This window comes from Pseudomonas sp. GW531-T4 (genome assembly GCF_017349615.1).
GTDB lineage: Bacteria > Pseudomonadota > Gammaproteobacteria > Pseudomonadales > Pseudomonadaceae > Aquipseudomonas > Aquipseudomonas chlororaphis_I.
This window is the reverse complement of record NZ_JACMZT010000006.1, coordinates 1-22,362: the sequence shown is the minus strand read 5'-3', so window position 1 is coordinate 22,362 and position 22,362 is coordinate 1. Positions and strand designations below refer to the sequence as shown.

The following is a 22,362-nucleotide window of genomic DNA, read 5'->3' as shown; positions in this document are numbered from 1 at the left end:
GACGTTTTTGCCGGCAAGATTGCTTCTTGTAGCCGCTGCCGCGGGCTGCAACTACAAAGGCCAGGCCATACGCCAATAACAACAATAAAAGCGTTTTCAGAGACCTACCGCCATGAGCGCACCTGCCTCACCGCTGTCTCACGAGACCATCATCAAGGACTCCTGGAGCCGCTGCCGGGCCTTTGGCCTCAGCCACCAGAGCGCCCCCGCTTTCGATCAACTGCCCGCCGAGCGTATCGCCCAGCTACTGGAGAGCCAGCATGCCCTGGTGCAGACCACCCACCAGGAAGTCCTGCCCTACTACGAGAACATCCTCAGCAACTCCAATTGCCTGATCATGCTCGCCGACAACCAGGGCCAGGTGCTGACCTCCTGGGGCACCCAGCGTTTTATCGAGCCGAGCCTGGCCCGTGGTTTCAGTGCCGGCGCCAGCTGGCTGGAACACTGCAGCGGGACCAATGCCATCGGCACCGCCCTGGCCTGCGAGCAGGCGGTGCATATCGAGCACGATGAACACTTTCTCAAGGCCAACCGCTTCATGACCGGCTCGGCCGCGCCGATCTTCGATGCCGAGCGCCGGGTGATCGCGGTGCTGGATGTCTCCAGCGACAGCTACCTGCCGCCCTCCCACACCCTGGGCATGGTCAAGATGATGAGCCAGACGGTGGAGAACCGGCTGATCCTCAACCTGTTCGAAGGCCGGCATTTCCAGCTGACCTTCAACACCGGCCTGAACAACCTCGACAGCCAGTGGGCCGGCTTGCTGATCTTCGATGAAAGCGGCCAGGTGCTCTCGGCCAACCGCCGCGCCGACAACCTGCTGGGCATCAGCCTGTCGCGGGTCGGCATCGAAAGCCTGTTCAAGGTGTCCCTGCTGGAATTGCTCAACCAGCCGGAAGGCCTGCCCTTCGCCCTGCAGGCCGCCGGACGCAACCGCTTCCATTGCCTGCTCAAGCGTCCAAGGCAGGTGCCGATCCAGGCCCGGGTCTTCGCCGAAGCGCCTGCCCGCCCGGCCCCCGCCAACGCCGATGCCATCGGCCTGAACACCCTGCACTTCGGCGACAGCCGCGTAGAGAAAGCCGTGCGCCAGGCCGAACGGCTGCTGGAAAAGGACATTCCGTTGTTGATCCACGGCGAAACCGGCGTCGGCAAGGAAGTCTTCGTCAAGGCGCTGCACCAGGCCAGCTCGCGGAGCAAACAGGCATTCATCGCCGTCAACTGCGCGGCGATCCCCGCCGAACTGGTGGAGTCCGAGTTGTTCGGCTATGAAAAAGGCGCCTTCACCGGCGCCAACCAGAAAGGCAGCATCGGCCTGATCCGCAAGGCTGACAAAGGCACGCTGTTCCTCGACGAAATCGGCGACATGCCCCTGCCTACCCAGGCCCGCCTGTTGCGGGTGCTGCAGGAGCGCTGCGTGCAGCCGGTGGGCAGCAGCGAACTGTTCCCGGTGGACATCCGTATCATCTCGGCGACCAACCGCTCCCTGCGCGAACAGGTGCAACTCGGGCGCTTCCGCGAGGACCTGTATTACCGCATCGGCGGCCTGACCCTGGAGTTGCCGCCCCTGCGCGAACGCAGCGACAAGCAGGCGCTGTTCAAGCGCATCTGGGAGCAGCACCGCGAGCCCGGCCAATGGGCCGGGCTCAGCCGCGAAGTCCAGGACCTCTTCGAGCGCCACCCCTGGCCGGGCAACCTGCGCCAGGTCAGCAGCGTGATGCAGGTGGCGCTGGCCATGGCCGAAGACCAGCCGATCCGCGCCGAGCACCTGCCGGACGACTTTTTTGTCGACCTGGACATGGAGCCAGCCGCCAGCCACGAACCGCCCGGCGACATCGCCCTGGAAGACAGCGCCGACCTGCACCGCCAGCTCAAGGCCGTGGGCGGCAACATTTCCCAGCTGGCGCGACGGCTGGGGGTGAGTCGCAATACCCTCTATAAAAGATTGCGTCAGCAGGAGGATTGATCCCCCGCCCCCTCCATCCCCAAATGGCAAGCAAACAAAAACCCGCACAAGGCGGGTTTCTGTTTGTAGCCAGTACCGCGATCAGTCAGCCAGACGCCAAGTAGTCCCACCCTTGCCGTCTTCCAGCACCACGCCCATGGCGGTGATCTGGTCGCGGATGCGGTCGGACTCGGCCCAGTCCTTGTTGGCACGGGCCGCCAGGCGCGCCTGGATCAGCGATTCGACCTGCGCCGCGTCGACCCGGCCGGCGGCACCGGCCTGCAGGAAGTCGTCGGCTTCCAGTTGCAGCACACCCAGCACATCCGCCAGTTCCCGCAGGCGCGCCGCCAGACCAGCCGCCGCATTGAGATCGCTCTCACGCAGACGGTTGATCTCGCGCACCATCTCGAACAGCACCGCACAGGCTTCCGGGGTGCCGAAGTCGTCGTTCATCACCTCGGTGAAACGCTCGACGAAGGCTTCGCCACCGGCGGCCGGCACGCTCGGCAGGCCCTTGAGGGCGTGGTAGAAACGCTCCAGGGCGCCCTTGGCGTCCTTGAGGTTGTCTTCCGAGTAGTTGATCGCGCTGCGGTAGTGGCTCGACACCAGCAGGTAACGCACCACTTCCGGATGGTACTTGTCGAGCACGTCGCGAATGGTGAAGAAGTTGTTCAAGGACTTGGACATCTTCTCGCCATTGATGCGGATCATGCCGCAGTGCATCCAGGCATTGGCGTAGGTCTTGCCGGTGGCCGCCTCGCTCTGGGCGATCTCGTTTTCATGGTGCGGGAACTCGAGGTCGCTGCCGCCGCCGTGAATGTCGAAGGTCTCGCCCAGGCAGCAGGTCGACATCACCGAGCATTCGATGTGCCAGCCCGGACGCCCGGCGCCCCATGGCGATTCCCAGCTCGGCTCGCCCGGTTTGGCGGCTTTCCACAGCACGAAGTCCAGCGGGTCCTGTTTCGACTCGTCGACTTCGATGCGCGCGCCAATGCGCAAGTCTTCGATCTTCTTGCGCGACAGCTTGCCGTAACCCATGAACTTGGCCACGCGGTAGTACACGTCGCCGTTGCCCGGCGCGTAGGCGTAGCCCTTGTCGATCAGGGTCTGGATCATCGCGTGCATGCCGGCAATATGGTCGGTGGCACGCGGCTCCATGTCCGGCTTCTTGATGTTCAGGCGCGCTTCGTCTTCGTGCATCGCCGTGATCATGCGCTCGGTCAGCGCTTCGAACGACTCGCCGTTCTCGTTGGCCCGATTGATGATCTTGTCGTCGATGTCGGTGATGTTGCGCACATAGGTCAGGTCGTAACCGCTGAAACGCAGCCAGCGGGTCACCAGGTCGAAGGCGACCATGCTGCGACCGTGGCCCAGGTGGCAGTAGTCGTACACGGTCATGCCGCACACGTACATGCGCACCTTGTTGCCATCGAGCGGCTTGAAGACTTCTTTGCTCTTGGTGAGCGTGTTGTAGATCGTTAGCACAAGGAGTTCCTTAACTGATCACTGACCCCAGGAGTCGCGCAGGGTCACGGTACGGTTGAATACCGGTGCGCCCGGTTTCGAGTCCTTGATATCCGCGCAGAAGTAACCTTCGCGCTCGAACTGGAAACGGTCTTCCGGCTGTGCGTTGCCCAGCGAGGGTTCGGCACGACAACCAGTGAGGACCTGCAGGGAGTCAGGGTTGATGTTGTCCAGGAAACTTGCGCTGTCTTCGGCCTTCTCCGGGTTCGGCGAACGGAACAGACGGTCGTACAGGCGCACTTCGCACTCGACGCTGGCGGCGGCCGGCACCCAGTGGATCACGCCCTTGACCTTGCGGCCTTCCGGGTTCTTGCCCAGGGTGTCCGGATCGTACGAGCAACGCAGCTCGACGATGTTGCCGTCGGCATCCTTGATCGCCTCGTCGGCGCGGATCACGTAGCTGCCGCGCAGGCGCACTTCGCCGGCCGGCTCCAGGCGCTTGTAGCCCTTTGGCGGCTCTTCCATGAAGTCGTCGCGGTCGATGTAGATTTCACGGGCGAACGGCAGTACCCGCACTCCCATGTCTTCTTTCGGGTGGCGCGGCAGTTCGAGGTTCTCGACCTGGCCTTCCGGGTAGTTGGTGATCACCACCTTCAGCGGACGCAGCACGCACATGGCGCGCGGGGCGCTGTGGTCGAGGTCGTCACGGATGCTGAATTCGAGCATGCCGAAGTCCACCACGCCGTCGGAACGGTTGGTGCCGACCATTTCGCAGAAGTTGCGGATGGATTTCGGCGTGTAGCCACGACGCCGGAAGCCCGACAGGGTCGACATGCGCGGGTCGTCCCAGCCGTTGACGTGCTTCTCGTCCACCAGTTGCTTGAGCTTGCGCTTGCTGGTGATGGTGTAGTTCAGGTTCAGGCGGCTGAACTCGTACTGGCGCGGCTGCGCCGGCACCGGCAGGTTCTCGAGGAACCACTCGTACAGCGGACGGTGGCTTTCGAACTCCAGGGTGCAGATCGAGTGGGTAATGCCTTCGATGGCGTCCGACTGGCCGTGGGTGAAGTCGTAGTTCGGGTAGATGCACCACTTGTCGCCGGTCTGGTGGTGATGCGCATGGCGGATGCGGTACATGATCGGGTCGCGCAGGTTCATGTTCGGCGAGGCCATGTCGATCTTGGCCCGCAGCACGCGTGCGCCATCCGGGAATTCACCCGCCTTCATGCGGGCGAACAGGTCCAGGTTCTCTTCCACCGAACGGTCACGGAACGGGCTGTTCTTGCCCGGCTCGGTCAGGCTGCCACGGTATTCCTTGGCTTGCTCGGGGGTCAGGTCGTCGACATAGGCCTTGCCCGCCTTGATCAGCTCCACCGCCCATTCGTGCAACTGGTCGAAGTATTGCGAGGCGTAGCGCACTTCACCGGCCCACTCGAAGCCCAGCCACTTGACGTCGCTTTCGATGGCATCGATGTATTCCTGGTCTTCCTTGGCCGGGTTGGTGTCGTCGAAGCGCAGGTGGGTGACGCCACCGAATTCCTGGGCCAGCCCGAAGTTCACGCAGATCGACTTGGCGTGACCGATGTGCAGGTAGCCGTTGGGCTCCGGCGGGAAGCGGGTCACGATCTGTGTGTGCTTACCCGAGTCCAGGTCCGCCTGGATGATCGGGCGCAGGAAGTTGACCGGCACGGCCGGTCCGGTCTTGGAATTCGAGGTAGGGTCGACAGTGGGCTTGCTCATAGGATCCTTGAACGTACAAGTGCGCGGCCGGTGCGGCCTGATAAATCAAAACGGATATCATAGCCGATGCGGTCAAGCCCCTGACAGAGCGGGCTTTAAATCTGCCGTGATTAATCCGTCGCAAATGAAAAAACAGCCTCGAATTTCACGCTCGGCACGCTAAACTGCGCACCTTGGCGGATTTTTGCCAGCGCGGTTCCGGCCCGCGGGCCCCAGGCCCGCCTCCCGGAACCCGGGAATTCCTTGAAAACGCTCCTCCTTATAAAGAGTACCGATCATGACTCAAGTCAAACTGACCACCAACCACGGCGACATCGTGCTGGAACTGAACGCCGAGAAAGCCCCGGTCACCGTGGCCAACTTCGTCGAATACGTTAAAGCCGGTCATTACGAAAACACCGTATTCCACCGCGTCATCGGTAACTTCATGATCCAGGGCGGCGGTTTCGAGCCAGGCATGAAAGAGAAGAAAGACAAGCGTCCAAGCATCCAGAACGAAGCCGACAACGGTCTTTCCAACGACAAGTACACCGTCGCCATGGCCCGCACCATGGAGCCGCATTCGGCTTCCGCGCAGTTCTTCATCAACGTCGCCGACAACAGCTTCCTCAACCACAGCGGCAAGACCGTCCAGGGCTGGGGCTACGCGGTATTCGGCAAAGTGGTCGCCGGCACCGAAGTGGTCGACAAGATCAAAGGCGTGGCCACCACCATGAAGGCCGGCCACCAGGACGTACCGGCAGAAGACGTGATCATCGAGAAAGCCGAGATCGTTGAGTGATACTGCTGATTTCAGATTTGCATCTGGAAGAGGAACGCCCGGACATTACCCGGGCGTTTCTGGATTTACTGGGCGGGCGTGCCCGCTCGGCGCAAGCGCTGTACATCCTGGGAGATTTCTTCGAGGTCTGGATCGGCGACGACGCCATGACCCCCTACCAGCTTTCCATTTGCCAGGCACTGCGCGAGCTCAGCGACAGCGGCACGCAGGTTTTCCTGATGCATGGCAACCGCGACTTCATGCTCGGCAAGGCCTTCTGCAAGGCCGCGGGCGCGACCCTGCTCAAGGACCCGAGCGTGGTCGACTTCTACGGCGAGCCGGTGCTGCTGATGCACGGCGACAGCCTGTGCACCCGCGACGAAGCCTATATGCGCATGCGCCGTTACCTGCGCAACCCGGTTTCGCTGTGGATCCTCAGGCACCTGCCGCTGCGCACCCGGCACAAGCTGGCGCGCAAGCTGCGCAACGAAAGCCGCGCGCAAACCCGCATGAAGGCCAACGACATCGTCGACGTGACCCCGGACGAAGTGCCGCGGATCATGCAGGAGTTCAAAGTGCGGACCCTGGTCCACGGCCACACCCACCGCCCGGCCATCCACAAGTTGCAGATCGGCGACCAGGCCGCCAAGCGCATCGTGCTGGGCGACTGGGACCGCCAGGGCTGGGCCTTGCAGGTGGATGAACAGGGCTTCCAGCTGGCAGCTTTCGACTTCGTCCCGTCGCCGTTGGCGTTGCCCCGCTCGAGCCTGTAGCCGCTGCCGCAGGCTGCGATAAGGCCCGGAGGGTCTTCCGGGGCCTTCCAGGCGAACGCTGCGCGTTCTATCGCGAGCAAGCTCGCTCCTACAGAGGGACGTACCTTTTTGTAGGAGCGAGCTTGCTCGCGATAACGCCTCTGCCCCACCGCGATATCAATGCCCCGCCGACGCCGGCCCGGCCTTGGCCGTGAACGGCGGCTTGGCCAGCCACACCAGCAGAATCAGGCCCATGAAGCTCCAGCCCAGCAGCGTGAAGTAGTCCACGGTGGACATCATGTACGCCTGGCCGGTCAGCACCTGGTCCAGCTGCGCGTAGGCCTGGTTGCTGGCACCGCCCAGGGCGCCCAGGGCATCGCGGGTGGCCGGCTCGAAGGTGCTGATGTGTTCACTCATGTAGGCATGGTGCTCGTTCGCCCGACGGATCCAGATCCAGGTGGTCAGCGAAGCGGCGAAGCTGCCACCGAGGGTCCGCAGGAAGGTGGCCAGGCCGGCGCCATCGGCGATCTGGTGCGGTGGCAGGTCCGACATCAGGATGCTCAGGGTCGGCATGAAGAACAGCGCCACGCCGATGCCCATGAACAGCTGCACCAGGGCGATGTGCTGGAAGTCCACTTCGTTGGTGAACCCGGCGCGCATGAAGCAGCTCAGGCCGATCGCCAGGAACGCCAGCCCGGCCAGCAAGCGCAGGTCGAACTTGTGCGCGTACTTGCCGACGAAAGGCGACATCAGCACCGGCAGGATACCGATCGGCGCCACCGCCAGGCCGGCCCAGGTCGCGGTATAGCCCATCTGGGTCTGCAACCACTGCGGCAGGATCAGGTTGATGCCGAAGAAGCCGGCATAACCGCCCACCAGCACGATGGTGCCGATGCGGAAGTTGCGGTGGGCGAACAGCCGCAGGTTGACCACCGGATGGCGGTCGGTCATTTCCCAGATCACGAACACCGCCAGGGCAATCACCGAAATCAGCGTACCGATAATGATGAAATTGGATTCGAACCAGTCCAGGTCGTTGCCCTTGTCGAGCACGATCTGCAAGGCGCCGACACCGACGATCAGGCTCAGCAGGCCGATGTAGTCCATCGGCTGGCGACTGGTCACCACCGGCCGTGCCTTCAGCTGTTGCTTGACCACCCAGGCGGCGAACAGGCCGATCGGTACGTTGATGAAGAAGATCCACGGCCAGCTGTAACTGTCGGTGATCCAGCCGCCGAGAATCGGCCCGGCAATCGGCGCCACCACCGTGACCATCGCCAGCAGCGCCAGGGCCATGCCCCTTTTCGCTGGCGGGTAGACCGCGATCAACAGGGTCTGGGTCATCGGGTACAACGGCCCGGCCACCACCCCTTGCAGCACCCGAAAGCCCACCAGTTCGGGCATGGAAGTGGAAATCCCGCAGAGGAACGAGGCCAGCACGAACAGCAGGGTGGCCCAGATAAACAGCTTCACTTCGCCGAAACGCCGGCTCAGCCAGCCGGTCAGCGGCAAGGCGATGGCGTTGCTCACGGCAAACGAGGTGATCACCCAGGTGCCCTGCTCCGAACTCACCCCGAGGTTGCCGGAGATGGTCGGCAAGGCCACGTTGGCGATGGTGGTGTCGAGCACCTGCATGAAGGTCGCCAGCGACAGGCCGATGGTGCTGAGCAACAGGCTGGGCGGCGTGAAAGAGGCGTTATTGCTCATCGCGAATCCTATGAAGCGAGGCTGGCGCCGCGGCCGCTAACGGCCGCAGCAGAGGGATCGGCGAATCAACGCTGCGCGGTCTTGCCGATGGCGGCGCTGTTGTCGTGGATCAGGCGGGCGATCAGCGCATCGGCCTCGCTCAACTGGCGGTCGTAGACGTTGGTACTGAACGACGCCTTTTGTGGCGGCTGCTGGGCCAGCACCGGGCCGCTCTGGTCGTGCAGGTCGACGTTGACCACCGTCGACAGGCCGACCCGCAGTGGGTGCCTGGCCAGTTCTTCGGCGTTCACGTGGATGCGCACCGGCACCCGCTGCACGATCTTGATCCAGTTGCCGGTGGCGTTCTGCGCCGGCAACAGGGCGAAGGCACTGCCAGTACCAGCGCCCAGGCTGTCGATGGTGCCGCTGTACTTGACCTCGCTGCCGTAGATATCGGCCTCGATGTCCACTGGCTGGCCGATGCGCATGTCACGCAGCTGGGTTTCCTTGAAGTTGGCGTCGATCCACAGCTGGTCGAGCGGGATCACCGCCATCAACGCGGTGCCCGGCTGTACCCGCTGGCCCAGTTGCACGGTGCGCTTGGCGACATAACCGGTCACCGGCGCGATCAGCGTGCTGCGGGCGTTGGTCAGGTAGGCCTGGCGCAGCTGCGCGGCGGCCGACTGCACGTCCGGATGGTTGGAGACCACGGTGTCGTCCACCAGCGCGTTGGTGGTGTTGAGCTGCTGCTGGGCATTGGCCAGGGCGTTCTGCGCCGAGGTCAGGTCATCGCGGGCGTGGGACAGTTCTTCCTGGGAAATCGCCCCGCTGCTGGCGAGGGTCCGGCGACGGTTGAAGTTGTCCTGGGCTTTCTGCACTTCGGCCTTCTGCGCCGCCACCTGGGCGCGCATGCCGTCGACGTTGCTGTACAAACCGCGCACCTGGCGCACGGTGCGGGCCAGGTTGGCCTCGGCGCTTTGCAGGCCGACCTCGGCATCGTTGGGGTCGAAGTTGATCAGCACCTGGCCTTCATGAACCAGGTCGCCATCGTCGGCGCCGATGCTGACCACCGTGCCGGTGACCAGCGGGGTGATTTCCACCACGTTGCCGTTCACATAGGCGTCGTCGGTGCTTTCATTCCAGCGTCCGTAGAGTTCATACCAGGCAAAGACCCCCAGCCCGCCCAGGGCGATCAGCGCCACCAGGCCCAGCAGCATGACCTTGCGTTTGCGCGGGTTGGCGCTGTCCGGCGTATTTTCAGGAGCGTTGTTGGTTTCGACAGTGGCCATGATGAGTACCTTGAATTATTGATTGCGCGAGGCTGGGGTCGGGGTGGCCGCGGCCAGATTGTCGGTCTGGAAACCACCGCCCAGGGCTTGCATCAGCTGGATCGACAGGTCGATCTGCTGGGCATTCAGGGTCGCCAGCTGACGCTGGGCCTGCAGCAATTGCTGCTCGATGCTGAGCACGTCCAGGTAATTGCCGATCCCCGAGCCGTAGCGCTGGACCACGGTGTCGTAGGAGTCCTGGGCGATGTCGGTGGCGTGTTGCTGGGCGGCGATCTGCCGACCGATGTCACGCAGCTGGGAGATGGTGTCACTGACATCCCCCAGGGCAGTCACCAGGCTCTTGTTGTATTGCGCCACGGCCAGGTCGTAGTCGGCGTCCCGGGCATCCAGGTCGGCGCGCAGGCGGCCACCGTCGAAGATCGGCAGCGACACGGTCGGGGCGATATTGAAGAAGCGGCTGGCCGATCCGAACATCGCATCCCCCAGCAACGCTTGAGTGCCGGCGGCAGCGCTCAGGTTGAGGTTGGGGTAGAAGTTGGTCTTGCCGGCGTCGATGCTCTTGCTCGCCGCCTCGACCCGCCAGCGCGCGGCCACCAGGTCCGGACGGCGGCCCAGCAGTTCCGCCGGCAGCACCGATGGCAACGCCACCGCGCTGGCCTGGAGGACTTTCGGCCGGGCGATTTCGTTGCCCCGGTCGGGGCCTTTGCCGAGCAATACCGCCAGGGCGATCTTGGCGCTCTGCAGGTTTTTCTCGGCGTCGATCAGCGAGGCTTCGGAGCTGGCCTCCAGGCTTTCGGTCTGCTGGTACTGATACTGGCTGTCGATGCCCGAGCTCAGGCGCTTCTGGCTCAGCTCGAGCATCTGCCGGGTGCGCTTGAGGTCTTCAGTGGCCAGGTCATGGACGATATGCGCCTGCCCCAGGTCGCTGTAGGCCCGGGCCACGTCGGCGGCCAGGGTCAGTTGCGCGGCCTGGCGATCGATCTCGGCGGCGCGCGCCTGGCCCAGGGCGGCTTCCCAGGTATCGCGCTGGCCGCCCCAGAGGTCGAAGGTGTAATTGAAGGTGCCCGTCAGGCTGCGCAGGGTGCTGTAGTTGTCGCCCTGCCCCCTCGGGTCCTGCGAGCGAGCCAGGCGCGAGCGGCTGACACTGCCGCTGGCATCCAGGGTCGGCATGCGTGCCGCATCCGCGGCATAGGCCGCCGCGCTGGCCTGGTGCGCGCGGGCGCTGGCGATCTGCATGTCGGGGCTGTCGTGCAGGGCTTCGCGGATCAGGCCATCGAGCTGTGGATCGCCCAGGCTCTTCCACCAGTCGCTCTTCGGCCAGGCCGCCGGCGACAGGGTCACGCCACTCAGGGATTGTCCGGCCTTGAGGGATTTGGCATCGAGGCTCACCCCTTCGGTTGTCAGGCCGCTGTAGTTGGCACATCCGGCCAGGCTCATGGCCAGCAGTACCAGGCTGAAACGGGTACGCAAGGTTTTACTGCTCATTTACTTATCACCTACCCGCAACACGGTGATCGGGTCACCGGCCGCCAGCAAAATTTTCTTGAGGATCTGTTCCAGGGTTTTCAACTCTTCGGGGGTGATGGCGCCCGCCAGTTCGTTCATGGCGTTGGCGCCGATGTGCGGCAGGCAGTCGGCGAGCTTCTGGCCCTCCTCGGTGAGCACCAGGCGCACCTGGCGGCGGTCGTGCTCCGAACGTTGGCGGGCGAGGAAGTCCTTCTGCTCCAGGCGATCGAGCATGCGGGTCATGGAACCGCTGTCGAGGGACAGGTAGCGGCACAGCTCGGCCGGGGTGTCGACGCCGAACTGGGCCATGATGATCAGCACCTTGAACTGCGCGGCGGTGATGCCGTGGGGTTCCATGTGGGTGTCGATGATCCGGTCCTTGAGCAGGGCCGCGCGGCCCAGCAAGAGCCCAAGGTGGCAATTGTGGAAATCGTCTGGGGTGAAGTGCTTCATCTGACCACCTGTTAGCTGCCTAGGCAGCGAAAGTATGTCGAGATGTTACTGCCTAGGCAGCCAATATCCAAACAATAATTAGCATGCTCACTATCAAGCTAATTAATGGGAAAGCCTTGACGTCGAAAATCGGGGGGAGGAATACCGGTTGGAGGGGTGGCGAAAGCCCGTCCCCTCGCCAAAGGGGACTGGCTTGCCGACCGCTATCAGAAGTCGCGCTTGTAGAAGATGTCCAGCGAGCTGGCGACGCCGCTGGCCGCTTCCAGGTAGACCTTTTTGCTCAGTTTGTAGCGCAGGGCGATGGTGTTGGCCGGTTCGAAGACCCCCACCCCGTACCGCAGGCTGAGGCGCTCGGAGATATTGCCGCTGGCCACCACGCTGGTGGTGTTGCCACTGCCCTGGGTGTCGAGCTGGAAGTCTTCGATCCCCAGGTTCTTGGCCAGCCCGCCGGTGATGTTCGAGCTGCCCATCAGGCCAAGGCCCAGGGCGGCTTGCGCCAGCATGTTGTTGTCCTCGCCGGTGGTGCTCAAGGGACGCCCGAGCACCAGGTAGGACAGCGCCTGTTCCTGGCTCATCGCCGGCTCCGAGAAGATCTGCGTGGTCGGCTGTTCGGCGCTGCCACTGAGGCGGATCCCGGCGATCACGTCATCGGTCTGGCGGATCGCCTCGATGTCCAGGTACGGCTGGTCGATCGGCCCGGCGAACAGCAAGCGCGCCCGGCGCACGGTCAGGCGCTGGCCGTAGGCGCGGTAGCGGCCGTCGTTGAGCCACAGCTCGCCACGGGTGTCCATGTTGTCGCCGATGTGCACATGGCCTTGCAGGTTGGCGGTCAGGCCGAAACCGGAGAAGCTGAGCTTGTCCTCGCCGACCACCACGTCGATGTCCATCGCCATGGCCATCGGCGCTTTGCCCTCCTCGGTCTGGTGGCCGATGATCACGGTGTCGTCCGACACCTTGACCGTCGACGGCGGCAACTCACGAACGGTGATTTCGCCCTTGGGCACATGGACCTTGCCGGCGATCGCCAGCTTGTCGTCCTTCATCGAGATCTTCAGGTCCGGCGCCACGTCCAGCACCGCATAGGGCTCGACGGTGACCGGCAGCTGCGAGCCCTTGAGGCTCAGGTCCACCACCAACGCCTGGCCCCAAGTGATATTGCCGTTCAGGCTGCCCTGCCCGGCCTTGCCACTCTTCCAACCACCGTTCAATTGCACGCTTTCACCAGAGATCAGCGCCTGCAGTTGCAGGTCCTGGAGGCTGATGGGTAATTCGGGACCGGAGACTTCACCACCGCTGAGGGCCAGGTTGCCGTTGACCTGCGGCGCCAGCAGACCACCGGAGATGCGCCCGCTGCCGTTCAGGGTGCCGGCGAGCTTCTCGACCATCGGCACGAACGGCCGCGCCACCGCCAGGTCCAGGCCGCTGAGGCGGAACTCGCCGGACAGCGGCTTGTTTTTCGGCAACGGATTGATCTGCGCCTGCAGCATCAGTTCACCGAGCTTGCCGCCGCTGAACGCCAGCTGCGTATCGATACGCTTGGGGTTGAGGGTGGTGTCGATTTTCAGCGTCTGATACGGGAAGTCCAGCCACTGCTGCTTTTCCTTGACCCGCAAGGTGCCGCCGCTGGCATCCAGCAGGATCCGCCCCTGCGGGCCGCCGGCCGGTACGTCCAGCTTGATATCGGCGTTGAGCCGGCCCTTCCAGGCGAAGTCCTTGGGCAGCCACTGCGCGAGGCTGTCGATCGGGAACTGCTTGAGGTGGTAGCGCAACTTGGGCTCGGGCATCAGCCGCTGATCCTCGCCGCACAGGCTGGCATCGCCGCTGGCCCAGCAATGGGCGCCGAAGTTGAGCTTGCCGTCGGCCAGGTACTCGAGCTTCGCCGGAGCCTGCAGCCTCCAGTCCTGGCCACCGGTCTGGATATCGCCGCTGGCCAGGCGGCCGCGCCAGTTGCCCTGGTCCAGCTTGCCGTCCAGGCCCAGCGCCAGTTTGAGCTGCGGGCCTTGCAGGTCCAGTTGCAGCTTCTGGTTCTTGATATCGCCCTGGCCGCTGGCCGTCAGCGTCCCCAGCGAGGTTTCACCGACCTGGATGCCACCCCCCTTGAGGTCGATTCGTGCCCGTTGCGCGCTGTCCAGGTTGGCATCGAGCTTGAGGCTCTGCAGGCGATTGTCGGCGAACACCAGTTGCTGGCCTTGCAGATCGAGCTTGCCCTGCGGCGCCTTCAGGGTGCCGGCCACATCGAGGCGGCCGTTGAGCTGGCCACGCAGCTCGGGCCACAGCTGGCCGAGGCGTGGCAGCTTGATATCGAGCTGCCCGGCCAAGCGTTGTTGCAGGCGGCCGGAACCGTTGATGCGGTTATCGCCCAGGCGGATGTCCAGGGTACTCAGGTTCCACTGCTCGCCAGCGCCATCGGCCTTGGCCTGCAGCACCACCGGCTGGCCGCGCAACTTGCCCTTGAGGTCGAGGTCGGCGTTGAGCTTGAGTTGCTCATTCTTCATCTCACCCTGGCTGCGCAGCGGCCCGGCCAAGGTGCCCGGCAGCTCGGCGACCCAGTACGCCGGGTTGATCGCCGACAGGTCCAGCGCGGTGTCCCAGGCGATGCCATCGGCGAATTGCAGGTTCAGGTGGCCTTCGGCCTTGCCCTGGCCGGCCGCGAGCTTGAACTGGGGCAGGAAGATTTTTGTCAGGTCGCCACTGAACGGGCTGCTGAGGCTGAACGCCCCCGCCGGGCCATCGAGGTCGCCCTTGAAGTTGCCCAGGTAATTGCCGTCGCGGTAGGCGACTTCAGCATTGAAACGGCGCACCGCCACGGCGGGTTCTTCGATCAGCGGGTACAGGCGATGCCAGGGGAAATCCAGCCAGTCGAGCTTGGCTTCGGCGTTCAGGCCCTGGCTCCAGTTCAGTTGGCCGGTCAGCTTGAGGTTTTGCTTGTCGTTGGCGGTCAGGTCCAGCGCGGCGATCTGCGCGCCCTTGGCGTCGACCTTGCCTTGCAGCGCCAGTGCCACCGGCCCCTGTTCGGCCGGCAGGGTAGCCTTGCCCAGCAGTTGGTAACCCGCCTTGAGGTCACCTTTGCCGGTCAGCTCCAGCTGATTGAGCATCAGGGTGTCGGGCAGGTCGGCGCTGGCCTTGAAGCCATCGGCGGTGATCCGTACCTCGGCCGGCAGGTTCTCCACCAAAGGTTGCAGCTCACCGCTCAATTGGCCTTGCAGATAACCGCTGCTGTCGGCCGTAAGCTTGAGGGTCTTCAACAGGTCGCCGTCGACCTTCAGTGCCAGCGCCCAGGGTTCGCTGCCGGGCGCCGGCAGGGTCAGGGTACCGGTGGCGCTCAATGGCCAGTCGCCGCTGGGCGACAACAAGCCCGAAAGTTTGAGGCTGAGGTCGTCGCGTTGCAGGCTCACCGAGTCGATCTGCAAGCCCTTGGCCGTCCACTGCGCCGCCAGTTGCAGGCCCTTGAGCTCTTCGGCGCCATTGAACTGCAGGCTGCCGACCCGCACCTGACCCAGCTCGATAGCCAGGGGCAGTTGCAGATCCGGCAGGCTGATCGGGCCGCTGCTTTCTTCTTCCGCACCCGGCGGGAATTGCAGGCTGACCTGCTCCACGTCCAGTTGCTCGATGCACAGGGTCATGCGCATCAGGCACGCCGGCGACCAGGCGAATTTCGGCGCCTGGAGTTCGACCCGGCTGCTGTCTTGCTGCCACAACAGGTGATCGGCGCTCCACTGCCCGCCCAGGCGGCCGGCGAAGTTCTCCACCGTCAAGCCCGGCACCAGGCCCAGGGCCCAGCGACTGCCGGCCTGGGTGCCGAGTATCGAAGCCAGCGCCAGTATCAGCACCGCCACCAGTACAAGCAGCGCCAGCGCCGCGATCTTCAAACCACGCTTCACAGCTCTGGCCCCATGGAAAAGTGCAAGCGAATGCCGCCGTCGTCGTCCAGCGCACGGGCCAGGTCGAGACGGATCGGCCCCACCGGGGAGATCCAGCGCACACCGACGCCGACCCCGGTCTTGAGGTTCGGCAGTTCAAGTTTGTCGAAGGAGTTGCCCTGGTCGACAAAGGTCGCCAGGCGCCATTTTTCCGCGATGGAGTACTGGTACTCGACGCTGCCGGCCACCATGTAGCGCCCGCCGATCCGGTCGCCGTCGGAGTTCTCCGGCGACAGGCTCTGGTAATCGTAACCACGCACGCTCTGATCGCCACCGGCGAAAAAGCGCAGCGATGGCGGGACCTTCTTGTAACCGTTGGTGGCGCTGCCACCGAACTGCACCCGGCCAAGAAACCGGTGGTTGTCCCACACCGTGGTCAGGCCCTTGAGCAGCACGGTGCCATACAGCAGGTTGGTGTCCGAGCCCAGCCCTTCCTTGGCCACCTTGCTGTCGAATTGCAGGCGATAGCCATTGTGCGGGTCGATGCGGTTATCGCTGCGCAGGTAGGAATAACTGATGCCGGGCATCAACAGGGTACTCAGGCCCGAGTCGTCGCCAAGGCGGTATTCCTCGCGCTGCCACTTCAGCGAGATGACCCGCTGCCAGCCGCTGGGCAACTTGCTGTGCCACTCGGGACCGAGGGTGAGCAGCTTGCTCAGGGTGTCGGTATTGGAGATTTCTTCGTTCTGGTAGCCGCCGGCAAAACGCAGCTTGTCGGTCAGCGGCGGGTCCAGCGGTATGTCGTAGAACAGGCCGACGTTCTGCCGCGGCGCGGATATTTCCGCCTCCCAGCCATAGCTGTGGCCTTGGGCATTGACCCAGTGCCGGGTCCAGTTGGCCTTGGCCCGCGGCCCGACGTCGGTGGAAAACCCCAGGCCCAGGCCCATGGTGCGCGGCTTGCGGGTTTCCAGCTGGACCGCCACCGGAATCACCTCGGCGGCGGCCGCGGTCGGCGCCGCGTCGACCCGCACGCCTTCGAAGTAGCCGCTCGATTGCAGCGCCTGGTTGAGTTCGGCGATCAGTTCGGAATCGTAGGGCGTGCCGGCCTTGAACGGCACCATGCGTTGCAGCAGGTCTTCGTCGAACGGCGTATCGCCGGCAAAACTGACCTTGCCCAGGGCGTAGCGCGGACCGCTTTCGTACACCAGTTCGATGTCCGCCACCCCAGCCTGGGGGTCCACGGCCAGCTTCTGCCGGGTGAAACGCCCGCTGAAAAAGCCGTAGCGCGACGCCTGGTTCTGGATCAGCCGCTTGGCGTCTTCGTAATGACCGTGATTGAGGACCGCGCCGCTTTTCAGCTGATCACTTTTGGGCACACGAAAGCCCTTGAGGGAGGCCGCCGGGCCGTCGACCCGGATGGTGACGTTGCGCAGGTGCACCGGCTCGCCAGGATCGATATTCAGCACCAAACGCGGCTTTTCGCCGCCTTTGACTTCGCTGCTGATCTGCGGCTGGTAGTAGCCCAGGGCCTGGGCGGCCTTGCGGGCCTGCTCCTCGGCGCCACGACTGAAGCGCAGCAGCGCCTCCTCGTCGCGATCGCCCACCCCGCCAATGTAGCCTTCCACATTGGCCTTGAGTTCATCGTTGGAGGGTTTGACCCTGACGTCCAATTCGCTTTGCGCCAGTGCCGCACAGCTTGTGAACAGCAGCAACAAGCCGCTGGTGAATCTTCCTGAAAACTTCATAGGCGCGAATGCTATCACGAGCAGGGAGCCCGATAGAGCGCACAAATGTGAGGAAAGTTCTGTTCAGCCGGTCGCGCTTTGCAGAACCTGCGGGTTGGCGTGAAAGAAAACGTGCTCACGGATCGGACCGACAGCGATCTCGCCAATCTCTTCGTAACCCTGGCGCTCATAGAACGCCAGGTAACGCGGATTGCCGGTGTCCAGCACCACGCCCTGGGAATGCTCGTCCACCGCGCACCAGTTGTGCACCGCCTGCAGCAACTGCTCACCGAAATGCCTGCCCTGGAACTGCGGGTGCACGCCCAGCAATGGCAGGACGTGCACCGAGTCGGTGGGCAGGCAACCCAGCACTGCCGCGTGATAGTCCAGGTAACGCCGGGTGCAACGGAAACCGGTACTGAGCACCATGCGCAAGCGCCAGGCCCAGCTCTCGGTAATGCCCAGGCGACGCTGGGGTGGCGCGATCAGGGCGATGCCGATCAGCCGGTCGTTGACCAGCAGGCCAATGGCCGGCAGGTCCTGAATGAAGTGCTGCTTGACCAGCTCCCGCACCGTGGCCCGAACCCGCTGCTCATAACCCGGGCGTTCGGACTCGAACAGATAGGCGAAGGTCGGCTCGTGGCGATAAGCCTGGTACAGCAGGGAACGGGCTTCGCGCGCGTAGCCGCTGTCGAGCATATGAATGTCGGCGATGGCAGTCGAGGTTTCAGGCATGGCGATGGGTCTCCCCCCTGGGGCCGGCTTGAAGTGGCCGCGCTGAATGGCGGCGAACATGTGCCAGTTCTTGATGTGCTTCATAGCTACGAGCCTTCCAGGCCCGCGATCGTTCCACTACGCTGCGCTGCTCATGGACCTTAGCAGCGCAGCCGCCACGCCGCCACGCTGGCCGCCGCGCGACTTGTCGGCTAGCATCGCAGTTTTGCCAGGACTGCCGACCATGAAGATCGTCTCGTTCAACATCAACGGGCTGCGCGCCCGCCCCCATCAGCTGGCGGCGCTGATCGAAAAGCATCAACCGGACATCATCGGCCTGCAGGAAACCAAGGTATCAGACGACCAGTTCCCCCTGGCCGAAGTCCAGGCGCTGGGCTATCACGTGAATTTCCACGGGCAGAAAGGCCACTACGGCGTCGCCCTGCTTTCGCGCCAGGCGCCACTGGACCTGTACAAAGGCTTCGACGGTGACGATGAAGACGCCCAGCGGCGTTTTATCTGGGGCACCTTCGTCGACGCCAACGGCACCCAGGTAACCATCATGAACGGCTACTTCCCCCAGGGCGAAAGCCGCGACCACCCCACCAAGTTCCCGGCCAAGCAGCGTTTCTACAGCGACCTGCAGCACCTGCTGGAAACCCGTTTCAGCAACGAGCAGCCGCTGGTGGTCATGGGTGATGTGAACATTTCCCCGGAAGACTGCGACATCGGCATCGGCCCGGACAACATGAAACGCTGGCTGAAAACCGGCAAGTGCAGCTTCCTGCCGGAAGAGCGCGAGTGGATGGACCGCCTGAAGAACTGGGGCCTGGTCGACAGTTTCCGTCACCTCAATCCCGAGGTGGTCGATCGCTTCAGCTGGTTCGACTACCGCAGCCGCGGTTTCGAGGACGAGCCCAAGCGCGGCCTGCGCATCGACCTGATCATGGCCTCCCGCGGCCTGCTGCCACGGATCAAGGATGCCGGGGTCGACTACGACCTGCGCGGCATGGAAAAGCCTTCCGACCACGCACCGATCTGGCTCGAACTGAGCTGATCGCCAGGCACAAAAAAGCCCATCCTGCGATGGGCTTTTTTATGGCTTCAGCGTCTCAACACAACTCGACCCGGGTGCTGGTGCCGGCCTGCATGATGGCCTCGATGGCGGACTCACGGGTCGGCTCCGAGTCATACAGGTGGCTGACCAGGATCACCTCCTTGCCGGCCTTGAGATTGAAGTAGGATTTGCCACCAGGGGCGATCTTCTTTTCGTAACTACCCGGGGACGTGCAGTGCTTGCGCAACAGCGCGATGGCTGCCTCGACACTCTCACGACAAGGGTAACGGTCGCTTTGAAGCATGGTCTGCGCGTCCTTGGACTTCAGCAAGAACCTGAAACCTCCGCTGCCATATTGCTTCAGCTCGAACCAGCCACTCATTTCATACTCCTTTGACACAAGCAAATTGCAGCCAGGGCTGCATCGACGCCTGGTGAAGACGAGAATCGGCTTGCGCCAATTCCCCTCCAGACAAAGTTTTCAACTGTACTGAGCCAGCCGTGCCGGGTCTTTAAGAGCATTCCGAAAAGCCACGAGAAGACTCTGATTACCCGCATCAACCGTCATATCTCCGTCACCTCCCTGACTTAATCTCGCCGCACTCGCTCCCGCCATAGAAGGCCATTGCCGCATGTCACGCGTTTGTACCGTCAGTGAACGGGACCTCTGGTGCCGAACCCTCTGCCTGCTGCTGGTCGGCTTCGTTTGCTACGCCCTGCCCTGGTCGGTGTCCGCCGCCCTGCCCCTGGCTGGCGGCGACCAGCCGGTGCTGCGCATCCAGGGTTCCAACACCATCGGTGCCGCGCTGGGCCCGGCCCTGGTCAAGGGCCTGATGCAGGAACAGGGTTTGCTCGACATCCGGATCGAGGCCTCAGGCAAAGACAACGAGCGTCGGTTGACCGGCCAGGATGCCCAGGGCCGGCGCGTTTTCGTCGAGATCGCCGCCCATGGCTCCAGTACCGGCTTTGCCGCGTTGAAGAACGCCAGCGCCGACCTCGCCGCCGCGTCACGGCCGATCAAGGACAGCGAACTGGTGGAACTGGAAGCCCTCGGCGACCTGAAAGATCCCGAGGCCGAACAGGTGATCGCCATCGACGGCCTGGCGATCATCCTCCACCCGCAAAACCCGCTGACGCGGCTGGACACCGAACAACTGGCGCGGGTCTTCAGCGGCGAGGTGAAAACCTGGGAAGAACTGGGTGGCATCGGCGGTGCCATTCACCTGTACGCCCGCGATGACCGGTCCGGCACCTACGACACCTTCAAGGAGTTGGTGCTGGCCCAACGCGGCAAGAACCTCAGCGCCACGGCGCAACGCTTCGAGTCCAGCGAGCAGCTCTCCGACGCGGTCAGCCACGATCCCCAGGGCATCGGTTTTATCGGCCTGCCTTATGTGCGCCAGGCCAAGGCCGTGGCGATCGTCGACGGCGGCTCGCAACCGATGTTGCCCCTCGACAGCCTGATCGCTACCGAGGACTACCCGCTGTCACGGCGCCTGTACTTCTACCTGCCACCCGATGAGCAAAACCCCTGGGCCCGCGCCCTGGTACGTTTCGCCCAGAGCCCCAGGGGCCAGGCGATAGTCGCGGCCAACGGTTTTATCGCGCAGACGGTGCTGGCCATGAGCGTCACCCCCGCCCCGCAGATGCCCGAGGGGTACCAGGCCATCGCCCGGCAGGCGCAGCGCCTGACCGTGAACTTTCGCTTCGAGGAAGGCAGCGCCACCCTCGACAACAAGGCGCACCAGGATCTGGCGCGGGTCCTGGATTTTCTCAAGCGCCACGACAAACTAGCCAAGCGCGTGACCCTGGTCGGCTTCGGCGACGCCAAGAACGATCCGGCACGCGCGGCGCTGCTGTCCAAGCTGAGGGCGATGACCGTGCGCCGGGAACTGGTGAGAAACGGTGTGGTGCTGCGCGAGATCCGCGGTTTTGGCGCGCAGATGCCGGTCGCGGCCAATACCGCGGACGAGGGACGGATCAAGAATCGGCGGGTGGAGGTCTGGGTGTATTGAGGGAGGGAAAATCGGCGGCGTAATCGAGGACATTATCGCGGGCAAGCCTCGCTCCTACGGAAGATTCTGTAGGAGCGGAGCCCACGATCGTTTTTAATGCCCGCTGCGCAGCATTTCCTTGGGCACGTACTTGCCGATTTCGAACTTGCCGATAGCCGCGCGGTGCACTTCGTCCGGGCCGTCGGCCAGGCGCAGGGTGCGTTGCATGGCGTACATGTAGGCCAGCGGGAAATCGTTGGAGACCCCGGCCCCGCCATGAATCTGGATGGCCCGGTCGATCACCTTCAAGGCCACGTTCGGCGCCACCACCTTGATCTGGGCGATTTCGCTTTTCGCCACTTTGTTACCGACGGTGTCCATCATGTACGCCGCCTTCAGGGTCAGCAGGCGCGCCATGTCGATCTCCATCCGCGAATCGGCGATCTTGTCGACGTTACCGCCCAGGCGCGCCAGCGGCTTGCCGAACGCGGTACGGCTCACCGCACGCTTGCACATCAACTCCAGTGCGCGCTCGGCCATGCCGATCGAGCGCATGCAGTGGTGAATCCGGCCCGGGCCAAGGCGACCCTGGGCGATCTCGAAGCCACGACCCTCGCCCAGCAGCACGTTCTCGTACGGCACCCGTACGTTGTCGAACAGCACTTCGGCATGGCCGTGGGGGGCGTCGTCGTAACCGAACACCGGCAGCGGCCGGACAATCTTCACCCCGGGGGTGTCGACCGGCACCAGGATCATCGAGTGCTGCTGGTGGCGCGGTGCGTCCGGGTTGCTCAGGCCCATGAAGATCAGGATCTTGCAGCGCGGGTCGCAGGCCCCCGAGGTCCACCACTTCTTGCCGTTGATCACCCATTCGTCGCCATCACGCACGGCGCGGGCGGCCATGTTGGTGGCGTCGGACGATGCCACGTCCGGCTCGGTCATGGCGAAGGCGGAGCGGATCTCGCCGCGCAGCAGCGGCTCCAGCCAGCGTTGCTTCTGCTCTTCATTGGCGTAACGCACCAGCACTTCCATGTTGCCGGTGTCCGGTGCCGAGCAGTTGAAGGGTTCCGGCCCCAGCAGGGAACGGCCCATGATTTCCGCCAGCGGCGCGTATTCGAGGTTGGTCAGGCCGGCGCCGAGTTCCGACTCGGGCAAGAACAGATTCCACAGGCCCTCGGCCTTGGCCTTGAGTTTGAGCTCTTCCATGATCGCCGTCGGCTGCCAGCGATCGCCTTCGGCGACCTGGCGCTCGAACACGGCTTCAGCTGGATAGACATAAGTGTCCATGAACGCGGTCACGCGCTCACGCAGTTCCTGAACCTTGGGTGAATAGGCGAAATCCATGGGCAGCTACCTTCTTGGCAAGGTGGTTGAGGGCATGGAACCGATGCTAGAACAGCTTACGAAAATTTACCTAGCCTATT

At 63.8% G+C, this 22,362-nt stretch carries 16 protein-coding genes; 5 read left to right on the top strand and 11 right to left on the bottom strand.

Features of this window, described 5'->3' with window-relative positions; all coding sequences use genetic code 11:
* The first annotated feature begins 112 nt into the window (after positions 1–112).
* Positions 113–1,963 (top strand): sigma-54-dependent Fis family transcriptional regulator, encoded by a 1,851-nt coding sequence (locus J4D28_RS06390; protein WP_016701905.1) that lies wholly within the window; start codon positions 113–115, stop codon positions 1,961–1,963.
* Between the two features lie 81 nt (positions 1,964–2,044).
* Here J4D28_RS06390 and cysS read toward each other — a convergent pair whose 3' ends face one another.
* Both cysS and J4D28_RS06380 read right to left on the bottom strand, forming a co-directional pair.
* Positions 2,045–3,427 (bottom strand): cysteine--tRNA ligase, encoded by a 1,383-nt coding sequence (gene cysS / locus J4D28_RS06385; RefSeq protein ID WP_009049800.1) that lies wholly within the window; start codon positions 3,425–3,427, stop codon positions 2,045–2,047.
* Between the two features lie 18 nt (positions 3,428–3,445).
* Positions 3,446–5,143: a glutamine--tRNA ligase/YqeY domain fusion protein gene (locus tag J4D28_RS06380; RefSeq protein WP_009049801.1), complete on the bottom strand. Its 1,698-nt coding sequence runs from the start codon at positions 5,141–5,143 to the stop codon at positions 3,446–3,448.
* Positions 5,144–5,420: 277 nt separating this feature from the next.
* On the opposite strand from J4D28_RS06380, the gene J4D28_RS06375 reads away from it, so the two are divergent.
* Positions 5,421–5,924 (top strand): peptidylprolyl isomerase, encoded by a 504-nt coding sequence (locus J4D28_RS06375; protein WP_007929634.1) that lies wholly within the window; start codon positions 5,421–5,423, stop codon positions 5,922–5,924.
* Complete coding sequence (lpxH, locus tag J4D28_RS06370) at positions 5,921–6,676, top strand: UDP-2,3-diacylglucosamine diphosphatase (protein ID WP_038633659.1); 756 nt, start codon at positions 5,921–5,923, stop codon at positions 6,674–6,676. The genes J4D28_RS06375 and lpxH overlap by 4 nt, the downstream gene beginning before the upstream one ends.
* Positions 6,677–6,832: 156 nt before the next feature.
* Here the strand turns inward: lpxH and J4D28_RS06365 are convergent, their stop codons facing one another.
* The 7 genes from J4D28_RS06365 to J4D28_RS06335 all read right to left on the bottom strand — a co-directional run bounded on the left by J4D28_RS06365 (position 6,833) and on the right by J4D28_RS06335 (position 17,908).
* Positions 6,833–8,362 carry a DHA2 family efflux MFS transporter permease subunit gene (locus J4D28_RS06365; RefSeq protein WP_009049803.1) on the bottom strand — a complete coding sequence of 510 codons (1,530 nt, stop codon included), beginning with the start codon at positions 8,360–8,362 and terminating at the stop codon, positions 6,833–6,835.
* A 65-nt stretch (positions 8,363–8,427) separates the two neighbouring features.
* Positions 8,428–9,630, bottom strand: coding sequence for an efflux RND transporter periplasmic adaptor subunit (locus J4D28_RS06360; protein WP_103331601.1), 1,203 nt, complete (start codon positions 9,628–9,630; stop codon positions 8,428–8,430).
* A 15-nt stretch (positions 9,631–9,645) separates the two neighbouring features.
* Positions 9,646–11,115, bottom strand: coding sequence for an efflux transporter outer membrane subunit (locus J4D28_RS06355; protein ID WP_103331600.1), 1,470 nt, complete (start codon positions 11,113–11,115; stop codon positions 9,646–9,648).
* The gene (locus J4D28_RS06350) at positions 11,116–11,589 is read right to left on the bottom strand and encodes a MarR family winged helix-turn-helix transcriptional regulator (protein ID WP_009049806.1); all 474 of its coding nucleotides are present in this window, start codon (positions 11,587–11,589) and stop codon (positions 11,116–11,118) included. It abuts the gene before it with no gap.
* Positions 11,590–11,795: 206 nt separating this feature from the next.
* Positions 11,796–15,470: a translocation/assembly module TamB domain-containing protein gene (locus J4D28_RS06345; RefSeq protein WP_103331599.1), complete on the bottom strand. Its 3,675-nt coding sequence runs from the start codon at positions 15,468–15,470 to the stop codon at positions 11,796–11,798.
* Positions 15,467–17,194: an autotransporter assembly complex family protein gene (locus J4D28_RS06340; RefSeq protein ID WP_009049808.1), complete on the bottom strand. Its 1,728-nt coding sequence runs from the start codon at positions 17,192–17,194 to the stop codon at positions 15,467–15,469. The genes J4D28_RS06345 and J4D28_RS06340 overlap by 4 nt, the downstream gene beginning before the upstream one ends.
* A gap of 63 nt (positions 17,195–17,257) precedes the next feature.
* Positions 17,258–17,908 (bottom strand): N-acetyltransferase, encoded by a 651-nt coding sequence (locus J4D28_RS06335; protein ID WP_009049809.1) that lies wholly within the window; start codon positions 17,906–17,908, stop codon positions 17,258–17,260.
* Between the two features lie 223 nt (positions 17,909–18,131).
* Between J4D28_RS06335 and xthA the strand changes: the two genes are divergently transcribed.
* A complete protein-coding gene (gene xthA / locus J4D28_RS06330; RefSeq protein WP_016701913.1) occupies positions 18,132–18,944 on the top strand; it encodes an exodeoxyribonuclease III in 813 nt (270 codons plus the stop codon).
* A gap of 55 nt (positions 18,945–18,999) precedes the next feature.
* On the opposite strand, the gene J4D28_RS06325 is transcribed toward xthA, so the two are convergent.
* On the bottom strand, positions 19,000–19,326 hold the full coding sequence (locus J4D28_RS06325) for a YegP family protein (protein ID WP_009049811.1): 327 nt from the start codon (positions 19,324–19,326) through the stop codon (positions 19,000–19,002).
* A gap of 250 nt (positions 19,327–19,576) precedes the next feature.
* On the opposite strand from J4D28_RS06325, the gene J4D28_RS06320 reads away from it, so the two are divergent.
* Positions 19,577–20,959: a substrate-binding domain-containing protein gene (locus J4D28_RS06320; protein ID WP_101282836.1), complete on the top strand. Its 1,383-nt coding sequence runs from the start codon at positions 19,577–19,579 to the stop codon at positions 20,957–20,959.
* A gap of 93 nt (positions 20,960–21,052) precedes the next feature.
* On the opposite strand, the gene J4D28_RS06315 is transcribed toward J4D28_RS06320, so the two are convergent.
* Positions 21,053–22,282, bottom strand: a complete 1,230-nt coding sequence (locus tag J4D28_RS06315; protein WP_009049813.1) for an acyl-CoA dehydrogenase — start codon at positions 22,280–22,282, stop codon at positions 21,053–21,055.
* Between the last annotated feature and the right edge of the window lie 80 nt (positions 22,283–22,362).